The 17770-nt window shown below is 72.1% G+C and carries 18 protein-coding genes and 2 pseudogenes; 14 read left to right on the forward strand and 6 right to left on the reverse strand.

Annotation, left to right across the window (positions count from 1 at the left end; translation table 11 throughout):
* Window positions 1–17: 17 nt before the first annotated feature.
* Complete coding sequence (locus tag BJF85_RS15065; RefSeq protein ID WP_075848332.1) at window positions 18–1700, reverse strand: GMC oxidoreductase; 1683 nt, start codon at window positions 1698–1700, stop codon at window positions 18–20.
* A gap of 144 nt (window positions 1701–1844) precedes the next feature.
* Here BJF85_RS15065 and BJF85_RS15070 point away from each other — a divergent pair, with 144 nt between their 5' ends.
* Window positions 1845–2636, forward strand: coding sequence for a siderophore-interacting protein (locus tag BJF85_RS15070; RefSeq protein WP_075848334.1), 792 nt, complete (start codon window positions 1845–1847; stop codon window positions 2634–2636).
* Between the two features lie 39 nt (window positions 2637–2675).
* Here BJF85_RS15070 and BJF85_RS15075 read toward each other — a convergent pair whose 3' ends face one another.
* From BJF85_RS15075 to BJF85_RS15085, 3 genes are all read right to left on the reverse strand, one after another.
* Complete coding sequence (locus tag BJF85_RS15075; protein ID WP_075848336.1) at window positions 2676–3041, reverse strand: hypothetical protein; 366 nt, start codon at window positions 3039–3041, stop codon at window positions 2676–2678.
* Window positions 3042–3138: 97 nt separating this feature from the next.
* Window positions 3139–3957, reverse strand: a complete 819-nt coding sequence (locus tag BJF85_RS15080; protein WP_075848338.1) for a serine hydrolase — start codon at window positions 3955–3957, stop codon at window positions 3139–3141.
* Between the two features lie 28 nt (window positions 3958–3985).
* Window positions 3986–5278: a PTS transporter subunit EIIC gene (locus tag BJF85_RS15085; RefSeq protein WP_075848340.1), complete on the reverse strand. Its 1293-nt coding sequence runs from the start codon at window positions 5276–5278 to the stop codon at window positions 3986–3988.
* A 345-nt stretch (window positions 5279–5623) separates the two neighbouring features.
* Between BJF85_RS15085 and BJF85_RS15090 the strand changes: the two genes are divergently transcribed.
* The 8 genes from BJF85_RS15090 to BJF85_RS15125 all read left to right on the forward strand — a co-directional run bounded on the left by BJF85_RS15090 (window position 5624) and on the right by BJF85_RS15125 (window position 12263).
* Window positions 5624–5860 carry a glucose PTS transporter subunit EIIB gene (locus tag BJF85_RS15090; protein WP_075848342.1) on the forward strand — a complete coding sequence of 79 codons (237 nt, stop codon included), beginning with the start codon at window positions 5624–5626 and terminating at the stop codon, window positions 5858–5860.
* A complete protein-coding gene (locus tag BJF85_RS15095) occupies window positions 5857–6321 on the forward strand; it encodes a PTS glucose transporter subunit IIA (protein ID WP_075848344.1) in 465 nt (154 codons plus the stop codon). Before BJF85_RS15090 ends, BJF85_RS15095 begins: the two co-directional genes overlap by 4 nt.
* Window positions 6322–6477: 156 nt before the next feature.
* Window positions 6478–7032 (forward strand): prepilin peptidase, encoded by a 555-nt coding sequence (locus BJF85_RS15100; protein WP_255375657.1) that lies wholly within the window; start codon window positions 6478–6480, stop codon window positions 7030–7032.
* Between the two features lie 252 nt (window positions 7033–7284).
* Window positions 7285–8478, forward strand: coding sequence for a chorismate synthase (gene aroC / locus BJF85_RS15105; protein ID WP_075848348.1), 1194 nt, complete (start codon window positions 7285–7287; stop codon window positions 8476–8478).
* 2 nt (window positions 8479–8480) lie between these two features.
* Window positions 8481–9095, forward strand: coding sequence for a shikimate kinase (locus BJF85_RS15110; RefSeq protein ID WP_075848374.1), 615 nt, complete (start codon window positions 8481–8483; stop codon window positions 9093–9095).
* The gene (gene aroB, locus BJF85_RS15115) at window positions 9095–10210 is read left to right on the forward strand and encodes a 3-dehydroquinate synthase (protein WP_075848376.1); all 1116 of its coding nucleotides are present in this window, start codon (window positions 9095–9097) and stop codon (window positions 10208–10210) included. Before BJF85_RS15110 ends, aroB begins: the two co-directional genes overlap by 1 nt.
* Window positions 10207–10638 (forward strand): type II 3-dehydroquinate dehydratase, encoded by a 432-nt coding sequence (gene aroQ, locus BJF85_RS15120; protein ID WP_075848350.1) that lies wholly within the window; start codon window positions 10207–10209, stop codon window positions 10636–10638. The genes aroB and aroQ overlap by 4 nt, the downstream gene beginning before the upstream one ends.
* Window positions 10639–11030: 392 nt before the next feature.
* Window positions 11031–12263, forward strand: coding sequence for a beta-xylosidase (locus BJF85_RS15125; RefSeq protein WP_139320650.1), 1233 nt, complete (start codon window positions 11031–11033; stop codon window positions 12261–12263).
* Between the two features lie 46 nt (window positions 12264–12309).
* Here the strand turns inward: BJF85_RS15125 and BJF85_RS31485 are convergent, their stop codons facing one another.
* Complete coding sequence (locus tag BJF85_RS31485; RefSeq protein WP_369822186.1) at window positions 12310–13170, reverse strand: B-4DMT family transporter; 861 nt, start codon at window positions 13168–13170, stop codon at window positions 12310–12312.
* A gap of 17 nt (window positions 13171–13187) precedes the next feature.
* Here BJF85_RS31485 and BJF85_RS15135 point away from each other — a divergent pair, with 17 nt between their 5' ends.
* From BJF85_RS15135 to nusB, 3 genes are read left to right on the forward strand one after another with little or no spacing between them, the layout of a single operon-like run.
* Complete coding sequence (locus BJF85_RS15135) at window positions 13188–14252, forward strand: Xaa-Pro peptidase family protein (protein WP_075848354.1); 1065 nt, start codon at window positions 13188–13190, stop codon at window positions 14250–14252.
* A gap of 39 nt (window positions 14253–14291) precedes the next feature.
* Window positions 14292–14849: an elongation factor P gene (gene efp, locus BJF85_RS15140; protein WP_075848356.1), complete on the forward strand. Its 558-nt coding sequence runs from the start codon at window positions 14292–14294 to the stop codon at window positions 14847–14849.
* An 8-nt stretch (window positions 14850–14857) separates the two neighbouring features.
* Window positions 14858–15310 (forward strand): transcription antitermination factor NusB, encoded by a 453-nt coding sequence (gene nusB / locus BJF85_RS15145; protein ID WP_075848378.1) that lies wholly within the window; start codon window positions 14858–14860, stop codon window positions 15308–15310.
* A 112-nt stretch (window positions 15311–15422) separates the two neighbouring features.
* Here the strand turns inward: nusB and BJF85_RS15150 are convergent, their stop codons facing one another.
* Entirely contained in the window at window positions 15423–15911 is a 489-nt protein-coding gene (locus tag BJF85_RS15150) for a transcriptional regulator (RefSeq protein WP_003096372.1), read from the reverse strand.
* Window positions 15912–16170: 259 nt separating this feature from the next.
* On the opposite strand from BJF85_RS15150, the pseudogene pyrR reads away from it, so the two are divergent.
* Window positions 16171–16802: pseudogene (gene pyrR, locus BJF85_RS15155) on the forward strand (bifunctional pyr operon transcriptional regulator/uracil phosphoribosyltransferase PyrR).
* Window positions 16803–16827: 25 nt separating this feature from the next.
* A pseudogene (locus BJF85_RS15160) lies at window positions 16828–17762 on the forward strand (aspartate carbamoyltransferase catalytic subunit).
* Window positions 17763–17770: the final 8 nt, after the last annotated feature.

A 17770-nucleotide genomic window follows, 5' to 3' on the forward strand; every position in this document is an offset into this window, starting at 1 on the left:
TCGCATGTGGGCCCCGCTCATGCCGGGGACAGGGGGAGTCGGAGCGCGCCCGGCGCGGCCTCGGGCACGACGGGACTGCGCGGCGCCACCGGGTCGATCCGCCGGTAGTCCGCGCCGAGCGGCGGACGGGCATCGCGCTCGCCCTTGTTGGGCCACAGCGCCATCGCGCGTTCGGCCTGCGCGGTGATCGTCAGCGACGGATTGACGCCGAGGTTGGCCGAGACGGTCGAGCCGTCGACGATGTGCAGGCCCTCGTGGCCGTACACCCGCTGGTACGGGTCGACGACACCGGTCTCCGGCGAGTCGCCGATGGTGCACCCACCGATGAAGTGCCCGGTGAGCGGCACGTTGGCCAGGTCGTTCCAGCCGCCGCCGGGGATCCCGTCGATCTTCTCGGCGACCCGCCGGGTGACCTCGTGCCCGGCCGGGATCCACGTGGGGTTGGGTTCGCCGACGCCCTGCCTGGTCCGGAGCCGGCCCCGACGGGTGTAGGTCGTGACCGAGTTGTCGAGGGTCTGCATCACCAACAGCGCGATGGTCTGCTCCGACCACCGCCTCGGATCGTGCAGCTTGGGCAACTGCCTGCGCCTGCGCCACATCTCCTTCAGCCCGAGCCACCAGCGTGGCCGGCCCGGCTGCGGATCGACGAGCACGGCGCCGAGCAGTCCCAGCAGGTTGCTGCCCTTGCCGTAGCGGACGGGTTCGACGTGGGTCACCTCGTCGGGATGGATCGACGAGGTGATCGCGACGCCGCGGTGGTACTCGGTGTCCTCGGCGACCGACCGTGCGGCCAGGATCGCCTCGGAGTTGGTGCGGGCCAACAGGCCGAGGCGGCGGGACAGGTGAGGCAGCGTGCCGCGGTCGCGCATCGCGTGCAGGAGGCGCTGCGTGCCGAGCGCCGCGGCGGAGAACACGACCTGCGCGGCGGTGAACGTCTGCTTCCGCCAGGGCTTCCCGGTGGTGGCGGTCCGTACGGCGTGGCCGCCGCCGGGCAGCGGCCGCACCTCGGTGACGGTGGTGAGGGGATGGACCGTCGCTCCGGCCCGCTCGGCCAGGTGCAGGTAGTTCTTGACGGTCGTGTTCTTCGCGTTGTGCCGGCATCCGGTCATGCACTCGCCGCAGTGGGTGCACGTGCGGCGTTCGGGGCCGGCGCCGCCGAAGTACGGATCGGCCACGGTGGTGCCCGGCCGGCTGCCCGGCTCGCCGAAGAACACCCCGACCGGCGTGGGCCCGTAGGTGTCGGCGATGCCCATGTCCTCGGCGACCGAGCGCATCACCTCGTCCGCGGGCGTGGTGCCGGGGTAGCAGTTGACGCCCAGCATGCGCCTGGCCTGGTCGTAGTACGGCGTCAGCTCGGACTTCCAGTCGGTGATGTGCGCCCACTGCGGATCGGCGAAGAACGCGTCGGGCGGTTCGTAGAGGGTGTTGGCGTACACCAGCGAACCGCCGCCCACGCCGGCTCCCGACAGGACCAGGGCCTCCTTGAGCGGGGTCATGCGCAGGATGCCGGTGCACCCGAGGGCCGGTGCGAACACGTAGTCGCGCAGTCGCCACGACGTCCGGGGCAGCTCGTGGTCGGCGAAGCGCCGGCCCATCTCGAGCACGCCCACCCGGTAGCCCTTCTCGGTCAGCCTGAGCGCGCTCACGCTGCCGCCGAATCCGGAGCCGATGACCACCACGTCGTAGTCGAACTGCGTCATGACGGCTACCGTCGTCCGTTGTTGGCGGAGTGTCAAGAGTGCCGCACCGTTCCGGTCGGCGGCACGGGTCGGGGTCAGGGGGTGCATGCGCGCGCTAGGAAGGTTAGCCTTACCTGAAAGGTGCGACGAGGTGAGGAGGTCCGGATGTCCGACCGACAGGGACGCAGCAGGCCGGTGATGCGAGCGCAGGTGCTGCGCACCGAACGCCTCACCCCGCACATGATCCGGATCGTCTGCGGCGGCGACGGGCTCGCCTCGTTCCGACCCAACGACTGCACCGACAGCTACGTCAAGGTGCTGTTCGCGCCCGACGGGGTGCACTACCCCGAGGGCACCGACCTCGCCGACGTGCCCGCCGACCGGCGTCCGCGCATGCGGACCTACACGGTGCGCTCGTTCGACACCGACGCCCGCGAGCTCGTGCTCGACGTCGTCCACCACGGTGACCAGGGACTTGGCGGTCCGTGGGCGGCCGCATCGGGACCCGGCGACGAGATCCTGCTCGTCGGACCCGGCGGCGGCTACGCGCCCTCGCCCGAGGCCGACTGGCATCTGCTCGCCGGCGACGAGAGCGCCCTGCCCGCGATCGCGACCGCCCTCGAGACGATGCCCGACGGCGCCGCCGCCCACGTCTACGTCCTCGTCTCCGACGAGACCGAGCAGCAGCCGCTCGTCACCAAGGCCGACGCGCACATCCACTGGTTGCACCGCCGCCGCGGGGACGACCTGGTCGCCGCCGTCCGCGCACTGGACTGGCCCGAGGGGCAGGTGCAGGCGTTCGTCCACGGCGAGGCCGGCGCCGTGCGGGACATCCGCCGCTATCTGCTCGGCGAGCGCGGCATCGCCCGGGAGTGGACGTCGATCTCCGGCTATTGGCGCCGCGGCGCCGACGACGAGCAGTGGCGAGCCGAGAAGGCCGCCGAACGCGCCGCCTGAGCCTCGGCGGGCGCTCTGCTTCGGGTCAGTCGGTGCGCTTCAGTCCTGCTGCGATTCCGGGCGTGCGCGCCACGCGGCGACGGCGGTCGCCGCACATACCGGCGCCCACACGCGTTCGGTGGGGGAGCGGGACACGGCGTTGAGTGCGGTGCCGAAGGCCATGAACGCCGCGAGTCCGGTCAGACCCCGGCGCCGTGCCGGCACCGAGCCCCGTCGGGTGGCCACGAGTCCGGCCGCGACGACGTAGCCGACCGCGGCTGCGCCACTGACCCGGCGCAGCGGCGCCGGCAGGGTGCCGGGATGGCCGCCGCCGTAGGCCATGTGTCCCCACGGCGCGCCGGCCGCCAGTCCCGTCTGGAAGACGCCCAGCCCGGCCAGGGCGGCCGCGGTGAACCGTGTGCTCATGCCTGTACCCCCAGGATGTCGACGACGCCGGTGTCTCCGGCGTCCCCGTCGACGAATCTAGGGAAGTCGGGTCACGGCACGGTCTCGGTCGACGGGGTCAGAGCTCGGCGAGGACGGCGTCGGTGAACGCGGGCCAGGCCTCCGCGGCCCACGGGCCGAAATCCCGGTCCGTCAGGGCGATGCACGCGGCGCCGGCGTCCGGGTCGACCCACAGGAACGTGCCGGACTGTCCGAAGTGGCCGAACGTGCGAGGGGAGCTGCGGGTGCCCGTCCAGTGCGGGTCCTTGCCGTCGCGGATCTCGAAGCCCAGACCCCAGTCGTTCGGCTTCTGGTGACCCAGGCCCGGCAGCACGCCGTTCAATCCGGGGAACTGCACCGACGTCGCCTCGTCCAGGGTGGACCGTGCGATCAGGGTCGGTGCCTGCAACTCCGCGGCGAACCGGATCAGATCGTCCACCGTGGACTCGGCCTCGGCCCCGGGCGCGCCGGACGTGCCGGTCGAGGTCGTCGCCGTCATGCCGAGCGGCTGCAGCACGGCCTCGGCGAGGTAGTCGGCGAACTTGATGCCCGAATGTCCGGCGATCACCTCCGCCAGCTGCTCGTAGCCCGAGCTCGAGTACAGGCGCCGCTGCCCGGGCGGTGCCTGCGCCCGGTGCTCGGTGAACGCCAACCCCGAGGTGTGCGCCAGCAGGTGCCGGACCGTCGCACCGTCCGGCCCCGCCGGCGTGTCGAGCTCGACCACGCCCTCCTCGACCGCGATCAACGAGGCGTACGCGGTCAGCAGCTTGGTGACCGACGCCAACCGGAACACCTGCGAGGTGTCGCCGTGGGTGCCCACCACGGTGCCGTCGGCGGTGACGACGGCCGTCGCCGCGTGGGGCACCGGCCAGTGGTCGATCAGGCGGAGGCTGTCCATGGCCACACCCTAACGGCGGGAGGCGGCGTCAGGGATCGACCGTCTTCCCACCCTTTCCTGCCTTGTCGCCACCGGCGTCGCTGTCGGCCTTGTCGTCGTCCTGCTTGTCGTCACTGTTCTCGTCGTTCGAGCCGGCGTCCTCGTCGTCCTCGCGGCCCGGGGTCCGCAGGTTCCACTTGATGATCACCCAGCGGAACAGCAGGTAGTAGATCGCCGCGTACGCCAGGCCGATCGGGATGAGCAGCCACGCCTGGTTCGCCGCGGCGGCACCGGAGTTGAGCAGGAAGTCGATGGCACCGGCGGAGAACGAGAAGCCCAGGTGGATGTCGAGCGCGTTGACCAGCATCATCGACGTGCCCGTCAGGACCGCGTGGATCAGGTACAGCGGCCACGCGACGAACATGAACGCGAACTCGATCGGCTCGGTGACACCCGTCAGGAACGCGGTCAACGCGGCCGAGATCATCACACCGCCGACGACCTTCTTCTGGCTCGGCTTGGCGGACTGCCAGATCGCCAGCGCCGCGGCGGGCAGGGCGAACATGAAGATCGGGAAGAAGCCCGTCATGAACGCACCGGCGTTCGGGTCGCCGGCGAAGAAGTTGTTGATGTCGCCACCGTCGAAGATGAACCACAGCGGCACGTTGAGCAGCTGGTGCAGGCCGATCGGGATGAGCAGCCGGTTGAGCATGCCGTAGATGCCACCGCCGATGACCGCGTCGCTCGTGGCCGCCTCACCGATGTTGTGGATGGCCGCGTCGATGACCGGGAACGCCAGACCGAACACGACACCGAGCAGCAGCAGCGCGAACGAGTTGATGATCGGCACGAACCGGCGGCCGCCGAAGAACGCCAGGTACGGGGGCAGCTTGATGCGGTGGAACCGCTGCCACAGCACCGCCGTCACGAGGCCGACGACCACGCCCGACAGCACGCTGTAGGGCCATCGGATCGGCGCCAGCATCCAGCCTTCCTCGTAGCCGTCCAGCTCGTTGATGGGCGCGAAGACCTGGACGACCTTGCTGAACACGACGAAGCCCACGACCGCGGCGACACCGGTCGAGCCGTCGCCCTTGCGGGCGAAGCCGACCGCGATGCCGACCGCGAACAGCAGCGGAAGCCAGTCGAACAGGCCGCCACCGGCGGCGGCCATGACCTCGGCGACCTTGGCCGTGGCCTCCCACCGGCCGAGCATGTCGTCCTGGCCGAGTCGACTGAGCAGACCGGCCGCGGGAAGGGTGGCGATGGGCAGCATGAGACTGCGCCCGAAGCGTTGCAGCCCGGCAAGTCCTGGACGCTTGCCTTTCGTGCGTTCGCTCATGACGTCCTCCGTGTGCAGGCCGGTCGGGGTGCGGGTCCGTGCCGGGCCGCCCGTACAGGCGACCCGGGGCGGAAGACTAGCGGGAAACCGACGCTGACGTGCGCTGTTCGCCGTAGGCGGGCGCGGGCCCGGTGTCGGCGTGGCGGGCGCACCGCCGCGGTCGCGGTGGTAGTTTCCCGGTCTAGACCACTTGGTTGAGGAGGGAGAATGCTCCTCGCTCGACCGGGTGTCAAGCCGTGGTCGTCTGCGGCGAGAATGACGGCGAGAATGACAGTGCGCACGAAGGTCGGTGCGGCAGCGGCGGTCCGGTAGCGGTACCGGCGCCAGGACATCAGGGAGGCCGGGATGGCGGACGAGAGGCCGAAGCAGATCCTCGCGGCGTTGGGCGGCGCGGACAACGTGATCGAGATCGAAGGGTGCATCACGCGGCTGCGCTGCGAACTCGAGGACGGCTCCGTCGTGGACGAGGCCGCGCTCAAGCAGGCCGGCGCCCACGGCGTCATGAAGGCGGGCACCGTCGTGCAGGTCGTGGTGGGCCCCGAGGCCGACACGATCGCCGAGGACATCCAGGACCTGATGTGAGCGCCGCGGCACTGACCGTGCAGAGCCCGGTCGCCGGCACGGTGGTCGCGCTCGCCGACGTGCCCGACCCGGTGTTCTCGCAGGCCATGGTGGGCCCGGGGATCGCGGTCGAACCCCTCGACGGCCGGGCCGACGCGCTCGCCCCGATCGACGGCACCCTCGCCACCGTGCACGCGCACGCGTTCGTGGTCGCCTCCGACGACGGCAGGGCCGTGCTCGTGCACCTCGGCATCGACACCGTGAAGCAGCAGGGCGAGGGCTTCACGCTGCACGTCGTCAAGGGTGAGCGGGTGCGGGCGGGCCAGCCGGTCGTCGGCTGGGACCCCGCGGCGGTCCGCGAGGCCGGGTACGCACCGGTCGTGCCCGTCATCGCGCTCGACGCGGACGGGGCCGCGCTCGCGGTCGCCGAGTCCGGCGTCGCCGTGCAGCCCGGTGACGAGCTGTTCGCCTGGAACGCCTGAGGGGCTGAGGCTCGGTACCGGCCGCGCGCGAACGGAACCGTTCGCGCCGGCGATCCTGCGCCGCTCGGGTGACGTTCGTGGCCCGTGTGCGGTGAACGGTCCGTTCGCGTCGCGGGCCGATTGCCGTGCCCGCGGCACCCGCCCAGGCTGGGCAGCGTGATCCGAGAACATGTGATCGACCCGACGGTCTCGCTGGTGGCGCCGGTGGTGGCGGGCCTGCTCGGCGCCCTGACGGCGTGGGCGCTGTGCCGGGTCCTGACGCGCGGTCCGCGACCTGCGGCCGTGCCCGTGGCCGCCTGCGCCGCGGGGACCGCGGTGCTGTGGGCGCTGGTGGCGTGGCGCGCCGCGGCGGGCGGCCTGCCGTGGTGGTGGCTTCCGGTGCCGCTCGTCGTCGGCGCGCTCGCGGTGCCGCTGACGGCGACCGATCTGCGCTACCGGCGCCTGCCCGATGTCCTCACGCTGCCCGCGGTGCCGCTGGTGCTCCTGGCCGTGTCCGTGGCCGCGCTGGCCGCCCCGGACGCCGGCGGTGGCCTCGTCGTCGGCGCCGTCCTGGGCGTGGTCGGTTTCGCCGGCGGGCACCTGCTCGTGCGGATGCTGCTGCCCGGCTCGCTCGGCGCCGGTGACGTCAAACTGGCCGCCGGCCTCGGTGCGGCGCTCGGCGCACTCGGGTGCCTGCGCTCGTCGTGGCGGCGTGCACGGCGTCGGTCGTGACGCTCGCGCTGGCGGTACTGACGTGGGTGCCGGCTCGTGTGCGAACCGGCGTGCCGTCGGTCACGCGGCGGCCGACTCGGAGCGCGGCCGCGCCGGGCGCCCGGACCGCGGGATTCCCCACGGGCCGGGATTGCTGCTGGGTACGTGCCTGGTCGTGGTCTTTCCGGGGGCGGGAACGGGGGTGGTCGCCACGGGCGTGTCCTAGCCGAGCCGGCTGCGCCCGCGTCATCGCGGCGTGACAGGATCGGCGGTGTGTTGCGCTGGATAACCGCAGGTGAGTCGCACGGCCCGGCTCTCGCCGGAATTCTCGAGGGCATGGTGGCCGGGGTCGAGGTGACGACCGACGACCTCGCCGAGCAGCTCGCCCGCAGGCGACTCGGATTCGGCCGGAGCCCGCGGATGGGCTTCGAGACCGACAAGGTGGAGTTCGTCGGCGGCGTTCGCCACGGCAGGACGCAGGGCGGCCCCATCGCCGTGCAGATCGAGAACTCCGAGTGGCCGAAGTGGGAGAAGGTCATGTCGGCCGATCCCGTCGACCCGGCCGAGATCGAAGGGCTGGCGCGGAACGAGGCGCTCACCCGTCCCCGGCCCGGTCACGCCGACCTGCCCGGGATGCAGAAGTACGGCTTCGACGAGGCCCGGCCCGTGCTCGAGCGCGCCAGCGCGCGCGAGACCGCGTCGCGGACCGCGCTCGGCACCGTCGCGCGGGCGTACCTGAAGCAGCTGCTGGGCATCGACGTGATCAGCCACGTGGTCTCCATCGGCGCGGCGGAGGCCCCGGCGGGCGACCTGCCCGAACCGGGCGACCTCGCGGCCATCGACGAGAGCCCCGTGCGCGCCTTCGGCGAGGCGGCGACCGACGCGATGGTGGCCGAGGTCGACGCCGTGCGGAAGGCGGGCGACACGGTCGGCGGCGTCATCGAGGTGATCGCCTACGGACTTCCCCCGGGGCTCGGCTCGCACGTGCACTGGGACCGCAGGCTCGACGCCAAGCTGGCCGGTGCGCTGATGGGCGTGCAGGCCATGAAGGGCGTCGAGGTCGGCGACGGCTTCACCACCGCCCACCGGTGGGGCAGTCAGGCGCACGACGAGATCGACCCCGGGCCCGGCCCGAAGGGCGTCACCCGCCGTTCCAACCGCGCGGGCGGACTCGAGGGTGGCATCACCAACGGCGAACCGCTGCGCGTGCGGGTGGCCATGAAGCCGATCTCGACCGTGCCCAAGGCGTTGTCCACTGTGGACGTCGAGACCCGGGAGCCGGCGGTGGCGATCCACCAGCGCTCCGACGTCTGCGCCGTGCCGCGCGCCGGCGTGGTGCTGGAGTCGGTCGTCGCGCTCGTGCTCGCCGACGCCGCGCTCGAGAAGTTCGGCGGTGACTCGCTGGCCGAGGCCACGCGCAACGCCGAGGCCTACGTGGCCGGACTCGACGAATGGTGGAAGCGCTGACGATGGGGCAGACAGCCGCTGCCGGCGACGCGGCCGGGTCGGGTGGAACGACCGGCCCGGTGGTCGTCGTCGGCCCGCCCGGCTCCGGCAAGACCACCGTCGGCCTGCTGCTCGCCGAGCGGCTCGGTGTGCCGTTCCGGGACGCCGACGCCGACATCGAGGCCGCCGAGCACCGCGCGATCAGCGACATCTTCGCCGAGGACGGCGAGGAGGTGTTCCGCGCCATCGAGGAACGCACCATCGTCGAGACCCTCGCCGAGCACGACGGCGTCTACGCCCTCGGCGGCGGGGCGATCCTCTCGGAACGCACCCGCGCCGCACTGCGCGGCCACACGGTCGTGTTCCTCGAGGTGGGCATGGCCGAAGGCGTGCAGCGCACCGGCTTGTCGACGGCGCGACCCCTGCTGGCCGGCGTGAATCCCCGCGCGACGTACAAGGCGCTGCTCGACGCGCGGCTGCCGCTGTACCTCGAGGTCGCCACCTGCCGGGTCGGCACCGACGGCCGCGACCCCGAGGACATCGCCGCCGAGGCCCTGAACCGGATCGCACCCGGTCACGAGCCGCAGCAGAACCCGAACGAGAGCAGCCAGGACCAGAGCAGCATGAGGAGCACGTGATGACCAGCGATCCGGTCCGCATCGGGGTGCGCAGCGGGCAGCCCTACGACGTGGTGGTGGGCCGCGGCCTGCTCGGCGAGCTGACCCAGATCGTCAGCGACGCCTCGACGGTCGCGCTGATCCACCCGCCCACGCTGACCACGACCGCCGAGGCCGTCCGTGCCGAGCTCACGGAGGCCGGCCTGGACGCCCACCGCGTCGAGATCCCCGACGCCGAGGACGGCAAGGCGCTCAAGGTCGCCGACTTCTGCTGGGACGTGCTCGGCCAGATGGGCCTCGACCGCAGGGGTGTCGTCGTCGCGCTCGGCGGGGGCGCGGTCACCGACCTCGCCGGGTTCGTCGCCGCCACGTGGATGCGCGGTGTGCGGCTCGTCAACGTGCCCACGACGCTGCTGGGCATGGTCGACGCCGCCGTCGGAGGCAAGACCGGCATCAACACCGAGGCGGGCAAGAACCTCGTCGGCGCGTTCCACGAGCCGACCGCGGTGCTTGCCGACCTGGCCACGCTGGACACGTTGCCGCCCAACGAACTGGTCGCCGGCATGGCCGAGATCGTCAAGGCCGGTTTCATCGCCGACCCGGTGATCCTCGACCTGATCGAATCCGACCCCGCCGGGGCCGTCGACACCCAGGGCGAGCTGCTCGGCGAACTCGTCCGCAGGGCGATCCAGGTCAAGGCCGACGTCGTGGCCAGCGACCTGCGGGAATCCGATCTGCGCGAGATCCTCAACTACGGCCACACCCTGGCCCACGCCATCGAACGGCGCGAGCGCTACCGCTGGCGCCACGGCGCGGCCGTCAGCGTCGGTCTCGTGTTCGCCGCCGAACTCGGCCGGCTCGCCGGCCGCCTCGACGACGCGACCGCCGACCGGCACACCAGCGTGCTGCGAGCCCTGGGCCTGCCGACGCGCTACGACGCCGACGCGCTGCCCCAGCTGCTCGAGAGTATGCGCTCGGACAAGAAGACCCGGTCCGGCACGCTGCGTTTCGTGGTCCTCGACGGACTCGCCAAGCCCGGCCGGCTCGAAGGGCCCGACCCGGCCCTGCTCGCCGGCGCCTACTCGGCGATCGCGTCCGACGAGCCGACCTCGCAGGGCGGAGGGCTGCTGCTGTGAAGGTCCTCGTCCTCAACGGGCCCAACCTGGGCCGGCTCGGCACCCGTGAACCGGACGTCTACGGCTCCACCACGCACGACGACCTCGTGACGCTGGTCGGTGACACCGGCCGCGACCTGGGCCTGGACGTGCAGGTGCGGCAGACCGACCACGAGGGCGAACTGGTCGGCTGGCTGCACGAGGCCGCGGACCTCGGCGCGGCGGTCGTGCTCAACGCCGGCGCGTGGACGCACTACTCGATCGCCGTCCGCGACGCGGCGGCGCAGCTGACGGGTCCGCTCGTGGAGCTGCACATCTCCAACGTGCACCGGCGCGAGTCGTTCCGGCACCACAGCGTGCTGTCCGACATCGCGACGGCCGTCATGGCCGGATTCGGCGTCGACGGCTACCGCCTCGCGCTGGAATGGCTGGCCCGGCGCCCCTCCTGACTCACGGAGACCGTGATCACCGACCGGGTGAGCCCCCGTCGTACACTGGGCCTCCACCTGCGTGAGCGGCCGGGGAGGGGACGGAGGTTGGGCGGCGCTGTGCACGAACGACGGACGCACGAACGACGGACGCGCGGCCGGCGGGCCACCTCGGCCGGAGCCGCTCTCGCCGGCGTCGCCCTGCTCGTGGCGTGCACACCCAGCGATGCCGAGGTGTCCGGCGACGCCCGGGGCGGCGACGGCCGGGGCGACACCCGGCCCGCCGAACCCGCCGACCCTGTTGCGCTCGACGTCGACCGGCCCCGGCAGAGCGATCACGTGGTCGCGGCGGCGGGCGCGACGGGCCGTACAACTACGGACCGACCGTCGTCCAGGACGGCGACACGACCCGGATGTGGTGGTGCAGCCAGTACGGCAGCGCGCCGCCACCCGGCGACGACATCCTGTACGCGCGGGCCGAGGGCCTGCACGGACCGTTCCGCGGTCCGGGCGGCGGCAAACCGGAGGCCGTGCTGTCGGGCTCGCCCGGCAACTTCGACGGCAAACACACCTGCGACCCGTCGGTGATCCGCGTCGGCGGGGTGTACCACCTGTACTACACGGGCGCGGCGGGCAGCCACGCCCACGGCAACGCCATCGGCCTCGCCACCAGCACCGACGGGCGGAGCTGGCGCAAGAGCGACGAGCCGGTCGTCGACGCCGCCCACGACATCGAGCGCGACAACACCTACGGGGTGGGCCAGCCCGCGGCGGTGCACGTCGACGGCTGGTTCTACCTCATGTTCACCGACACCACCGGCGAGGCGGCAGGGTGGAACGGCGCCGGCCAGTTCGTGCTGCGGGCGCAGGAGCCGACGTTCTCGGGCAACGTCCAGGCGCTCGGTCCCGACGGCTTCGCCGACGTCGACAGTCCCGAGGCGCCGCGGCAGAAGTCGGTGGTCGACGCGTTCAGCGCCGATCTGATGTGGATCGACGCGATGGACGCGTTCGCCATCGCCCACCAGACCGACGACGGCACCTCGTTCACGTTCTGGAACAGCGATTTCACCGCCCAGCCCTACGAACCGGTGGTGCTGCCGGTGCCGTGGCGCGAAGGCCCCGGGTTCGTGCGCACCGGCGAGGGACACGCGCGGATCTCCGCGGAGGACCCGTGCGGCCGGGTGCCGCTCGACGTCATGCAGGCCACGCGGATCGGCAAGGCCGACGCCCCCACCGACCTGCGCCACTTCGGTACCGACGTCACCGGGTTCGACGGCTGCACCACCGAGAACGGGGCACTGGCCGCGCTCGACGGGGTCATGATGCCGTCGCCGGAACGCACCATGGACGTCGTCGCGGACGGCCGGATCCTGCGCGTCGAACGCCGGTCGGTGGCCGACGCGGTGACCTCGGGGCTCATCGAGGGGCGGCCGGAGGGACTGGCCGACACGGAGGTCGCGGGCAGGCTGCCCGCCGGAGCGCGGGCCGTCGAATCGCCCGAGGGGCGGGGTTTCGTCGTCGGGCGCACCATCTGGCCCGTGGCCGACAGCGCCCGGGACGCCTTCGACCTGAACGGCTCGGAACTCGAGGAGATCAGCACCGACGAGTGGCGCTCGTACGCCCTCGGCTCGACGCTCGGCGGTTGAGGGATCGGCGGTTGAGGGATCGGCGGTTGAGGCCGGGCCGTCGGGCTCAGTCCTCGGTCCGACCGGTGTCGCGGGAGCCGTCGCGCGGGGCGGGCCGGGGCCGGCGGTGCGGCCGCGGCTTCTTCAGCAGCACCGTCTCCTCACGCTCGTCCGGCTTCGTCCGCGCCCGTGCGGTCGAGGACGTCGAGGGGATCTCGGCGACAGCCGGTGCCTTCCACACCTCGTGATCATCCTCGGTGGCTCCGGCGTCCCCGGCATCCTCGGTGTCAGTGCTGTCGGCGGGGGTTTCCGACGCTGCGGCTGTCGATGCCGGGGTCCTGCGGTCGTCTCCGGCGTCTCCGGCGTCTCCGGTGTCGTCGAGGTCGCCGCCGGGGCGGGGGAGGCGTCCGCCGACGAACAGGCCGAGCCCGGCAGGCAGGATGATCAGCAGCGCCGTGAACGCCGCGCCGCTGGTCAGCGCCGGTCCGAGTTCCGAGGTGCTCGTGTTGTCGACGAACACCGCGCGGCCGATCACGCTGAGCAGACCGGACAGCGGACCCGCCGCCAGGCCGGTGATGAACCACGTGCGCCCGCCGTCAGGCCTGCGCATCCACCCGTCGAGCGACGCCCACAGCGCGGCCGAGCCCACGAGCAGGGCGAGCGCGGCGGCGCGGGCGAACGTCGTGTCGCCGGGCTGGACCACGGCGATCTTGGCGAGTGCGACGGCGGCGGTGGCATGCAACAGTGCCATGCCGAGCAAGCGAAGGACCCAGGGCGCCATCTCGACACTGTAACCGCGCGGCCCGCCCCGTCCCACCAACCCGGCACCGGCCGGGCCGGGCACCGAGCGGCGGCGGGCACTCCTAAGCTGACCGCCATGTCCGTCTCCTCTCCGAGTGCCCGAACCGGCGAGCCCGCCGCGGTGCATCCGCGCGCCGGGCGGCGCTGCGGGACCTGCTCGCGGCGACCGATCTCGACGCACTGCTGGTCACCGACCTGCGCAACATCCGGTACCTCACCGGTTTCACCGGGTCGAACGCCGCGCTGTTGGTGCACGCCGGCGGTGAGGAGCACACGGTGTTCTGCACCGACGGCCGCTACACGACCCAGGCCGCGGCCGAGGTGCCCGATCTGCCGACCCGCGTGCAGCGGGCCAGCGCCCACGAGCTCGCGACGACCGCGGCCGCCGAGCGCGCCCGGTACGCCCGGACCGGTTTCGAGAGCCAGCACGTCAGCGTCGAACAGGCCGCGAGCCTCACCGATGCCGCCGGCGACGTCGAGCTGCGCCGCAGCCCGGGGCTCGTCGAGCGGCTGCGCGCGGTGAAGGACGAGGTCGAGATCGACGCGCTGCGCCGGGCCTGCGGGGCCGCCGACCGCGCGTTCGCGGACCTGATCGCCGCCGGCGGCGTGTGTGCGGGCCGCACCGAGCGCGCGGTCGCCCGTGACCTGGAGACGCGCATGCTCGACCACGGCTCGTCGGGTGCGTCGTTCGAGTCGATCGTCGCGGCGGGCGCGCATTCGGCGATCCCGCACCACCGGCCCACCGACGCGGTCCTCGAGCCGGGCGATCTCGTGAAGTTCGATTTCGGCGCGACCGTCGACGGGTACCACTCGGACGTGACGCGGATGGCCGTGCTCGGCGAGCCCGCCGACTGGCAGCGGGAGATCCACGACCTCGTCCACGCCGCGCAGGCGGCGGGTGTGCGGGCGGCCGCGGCCGGCGCGCGCACCGCCGACGTCGACGCCGCGGCACGCCGGGTGATCGCCGACGCGGGCCGGGGAGCGGAGTTCCTCCACGGGCTCGGGCACGGCGTCGGCCTGGAGGTTCACGAGGCTCCGAGCTTGGCCGCGACGGCCGACGGTACACTGGCCGCCGGCATGGCGGTCACCGTCGAGCCCGGCGTGTACCTCGCCGGCCGAGGTGGAGTCCGCATCGAGGACACGCTCGTCGTACGGGAGTCAGATCCCGAGATCCTCACCCTCAGCACGAAGGAACTCGTGGTCGTCTAAGCGCGCGGCCCCGACCCCGACACAGGAGAACTCACACCAGTGGCCAGCACCAACGACCTGAAGAACGGCATGGTCCTCAACCTGGACGGCCAGCTGTGGTCTGTCGTGAACTTCCAGCACGTCAAGCCGGGTAAGGGCGGTGCGTTCGTGCGCACGACCCTCAAGAACGTGCTCTCCGGCAAGGTCGTCGACAAGACCTTCAACGCGGGTACCAAGGTCGAGACCGCGACGGTGGACCGCCGCACGATGACCTACCTGTACAACGACGGCACCGACTACATCTTCATGGACGGTGACACGTTCGACCAGGTGCCCGTTCCGCCTGCGGTCGTCGGTGACGCCGCGAAGTTCATGCTGGAGAACAGCGAGGTGCAGGTCGCGCAGCACGAGGGCGAGACGCTCTACGTCGAGCTGGCCGCCTCGGCCGAGCTGACGATCGAGCACACCGACCCGGGTCTGCAGGGCGACCGCTCCACCGGCGGTACCAAGCCCGCGACCCTGGAGACCGGTGCCGAGGTGCAGGTCCCGCTGTTCGTCAACCCCGGCGAGAAGATCAAGGTCGACACCCGCGACGGCCGCTACCTCGGCCGCGTGTGAGCACCCCGGTGAGCTCGGAGTCGAAGTCCCGGCGAGGCGGCTGGATCAGCCGCCGCGACGCGCGTCGGCGTGCCGTGGAGCTGCTCTACGAGGCCGCGCAGCGGGAGCTCTCGCCCGCGGCGGTGCTGCGGGACCACGTCGGATCGCCCGAGGTGGACGTGATCGGCGACTACACGATCTCGGTCGTCGAGGGCCTCGAGGCCCATCAGGACCGGGTCGACGAACTGCTCGCCGAACACGCGCAGGGCTGGACGCTCGACCGGATGCCTCCGGTCGATCTGGCGATCCTGCGCGTCGGCGTGTACGAGATGCTCTGGTCGGCCGACGTCCCCGACCCGGTCGCGATCGACGAGGCGGTCGGCCTGGCGAAGGAACTGTCCACGGACGACTCGCCGCGGTTCGTCAACGGCGTGCTGGGCCGGATCGGCGGTATCGCCGACCGGTTGCGTGCCGTGCTGTAGATCCGCGGCCGCGAGCTCACCGGCGTCGCGCCGGTGTCCACAGCGCACGGGTTTCGACGATGCCGCCTGCGTCCACACGGGCCAGGCGGCATCGTCCGTCCCGAGGCCGGTGTCAGTCCTCCTTGGACGGACGAGCCTCGGGAGGCAGCACACCCCAGTCGATGAGCTGCTCGGTGAGTTCGCCCGGCGTCATGTCGTAGATGATCGCCAGCGAACGCAGGTCCTCCGTGCGGATGGACAGCACCTTGCCGTTGTAGTCGCCGCGCTGGCTCTGGATCGTCGCCGCGTAGCGGGCCAACGGACCGACCTTCTCCGCGGGCAGCTGCTGGAGCCGCTCGAGATTGATCACGATCTTCGTCGCGGGCTCGGCCCCCGACGGGACGCGGCCCTCGGGCAGGAGCTCGACCACCGGCACGCCGTAGAAGTCGGCCAGCTCGGCCAGTTTCTGGACCGTCACCGCGCGGTCGCCCCGTTCGTAGGAGCCCACCACGACCGCCTTCCAGCGGCCGCCGGACTTCTGCTCGACCCCGTGCAGGGACAGACCCTGTTGCTGACGGATACCGCGGAGCTTGGCCCCGAGCGCCTTGGCGTAATCGCCCATGTGGTGGTTCTCCGTTTCCTCGCCCCGGATCGGCCCGGCTGACCGACAGGGAACTCGTGAGTCCGAATACTCAGAGTAATGGTTACGCGTTGTCGTCACCAGGTCAAGGACGTCATCGCACCCGGTGAGTTGTTTGCCACAGATGGACCACTCGATCGGGTAGGGCTGTACTGCTGCTACGGTCCGTACTGGACCTCCTAAAGTAGGGGTTCGTCATCCTTTAAAGACCCGTCCGGTGAGGCGGGAAAGGAGCTGCACCGTGGCACCACCTCGTGGTGCGGCGGATCCGGCCGAGCGCGAGCTGCTCTCGGCCGGCGACGTCGCGCGCACCATCGCCCGCATGGCGCACCAGGTCATCGAGAAGACCGCGCTGACCTCCCCGGACACCGCGCCCGGCGCCGACGGCACCGATTCGAGTGCGACCCGGCTGCCGCCGGCGATCCGGTGACCTCGCCCGTGCTGTTGGGCATCCCGACCCGCGGCACGCCCCTCGCCGCCCGGCTCGCCGCGCGCATCGCGGAGTTCTCCGATGTGACCGTGCCCTTCGGCGCGCTGGACGTGACGCTCTACCGCGACGACCTGCGCCGCCGGCCCACCCGCCCGCTCGAGGAGACGGCCCTGCCGCCCGGCGGGATCGACGACCGGGTGGTGATCCTCGTCGACGACGTCCTGTTCTCCGGCCGCACGATCCGCTCGGCCCTCGACGCCCTGCGCGATCACGGCCGTCCCCGCGCGGTGCAGCTGGCCGTACTGGTCGACCGGGGGCACCGGGAACTGCCGATCCGCGCCGACTACGTGGGTAAGAACGTGCCCACCTCGCGCTCGGAGGACGTGTCGGTGCTGCTCGCCGAGACCGATGACCGCGACGCCGTGCTGATCAGGGGGCAGTGAGATCACGATGACACCGATTTCGCCGATGCAGCATCTGCTCAGCACCGAGGGTCTCGGTCGCGACGAGGCCACGGCGGTGCTCGACACCGCCGACGAGCTCAAGCGCACCCTGCTCGGGCGCGAGGTCAAGAAGCTGCCGACCCTGCGCGGGCGCACGGTCATCACGATGTTCTACGAGAACTCGACCCGGACGCGGGTGTCGTTCGAGATCGCCGGCAAGTGGATGAGCGCCGACGTCGTGAACGTCTCGGCGGGTGGTTCGTCGGTCGGCAAGGGCGAGTCGCTGCGGGACACGGCGCTGACCCTGTCGGCGGCGGGGGCGGACTGCGTGATCGTCCGGCATCCGGCCTCGGGCGCACCGAAGCGGCTGACCGAATGGCTCTCCGACACGCGCACCTCGGTCGTCAACGCGGGCGACGGGATGCACGAGCACCCGACGCAGGCGCTGCTGGACGCGGCGACCTGCGCGAACGGCTCGGGGGGATCGAGGGCAGGCGGATCGCGATCGTCGGCGACGTCCTGCACAGCCGGGTGGCGCGCTCGAACGTGCACCTGCTGGCGACCCTCGGCGCGGAGGTGGTGCTCGTGGCGCCGCCGACGCTGCTGCCGCAGGGCGTCGAGCAGTGGCCGGTGACCACGGCCCACGAGCTCGACGCGCAGCTGCCCACCGTGGACGCGGTGATGATGTTGCGGGTGCAGGCCGAGCGGATGCACGGCGGGTTCTTCCCGTCGGCGCGCGAGTACTCGATCGCCTACGGCCTCAACGAGAAGCGGATGGCGATGTTGCCCGAACATTCCGTGGTGCTGCACCCGGGGCCGATGCTGCGCGGGATGGAGATCGCCTCGCCGGTCGCCGACAGTCCGCGGGCGGCGATCACGGACCAGGTGAGCAACGGTGTCCACGTGCGGATGGCCGTGCTGTACCACCTGCTCGCAGGAGACGGAGACCACCATGGCTGATACTCGGC

Source organism: Saccharomonospora sp. CUA-673 (genome assembly GCF_001942305.1).
Lineage (GTDB): Bacteria > Actinomycetota > Actinomycetes > Mycobacteriales > Pseudonocardiaceae > Prauserella.

Bases quoted from the DNA above. Each gene is read 5' to 3' on its own strand.
- BJF85_RS15075 (WP_075848336.1), bottom strand. From the start codon at position 3,041: ATGAGCACACGGTTCACCGCGGCCGCCCTGGCCGGGCTGGGCGTCTTC.
- BJF85_RS15070 (WP_075848334.1), top strand. From the start codon at position 1,845: ATGTCCGACCGACAGGGACGCAGCAGGCCGGTGATGCGAGCGCAGGTG.
- BJF85_RS15065 (WP_075848332.1), bottom strand. From the start codon at position 1,700: ATGACGCAGTTCGACTACGACGTGGTGGTCATCGGCTCCGGATTCGGC.
- BJF85_RS31485 (WP_369822186.1), bottom strand. From the start codon at position 13,170: ATGCACCGCGGCGGGCTCGCCGGTTCGGGCACTCGGAGAGGAGACGGA.
- BJF85_RS15125 (WP_139320650.1), top strand. From the start codon at position 11,031: ATGTGGTGGTGCAGCCAGTACGGCAGCGCGCCGCCACCCGGCGACGAC.
- BJF85_RS15150 (WP_003096372.1), bottom strand. From the start codon at position 15,911: ATGGGCGATTACGCCAAGGCGCTCGGGGCCAAGCTCCGCGGTATCCGT.
- BJF85_RS15080 (WP_075848338.1), bottom strand. From the start codon at position 3,957: ATGGACAGCCTCCGCCTGATCGACCACTGGCCGGTGCCCCACGCGGCG.
- BJF85_RS15085 (WP_075848340.1), bottom strand. From the start codon at position 5,278: ATGAGCGAACGCACGAAAGGCAAGCGTCCAGGACTTGCCGGGCTGCAA.
- BJF85_RS15110 (WP_075848374.1), top strand. From the start codon at position 8,481: ATGGGGCAGACAGCCGCTGCCGGCGACGCGGCCGGGTCGGGTGGAACG.
- BJF85_RS15090 (WP_075848342.1), top strand. From the start codon at position 5,624: ATGGCGGACGAGAGGCCGAAGCAGATCCTCGCGGCGTTGGGCGGCGCG.
- aroB (WP_075848376.1), top strand. From the start codon at position 9,095: ATGACCAGCGATCCGGTCCGCATCGGGGTGCGCAGCGGGCAGCCCTAC.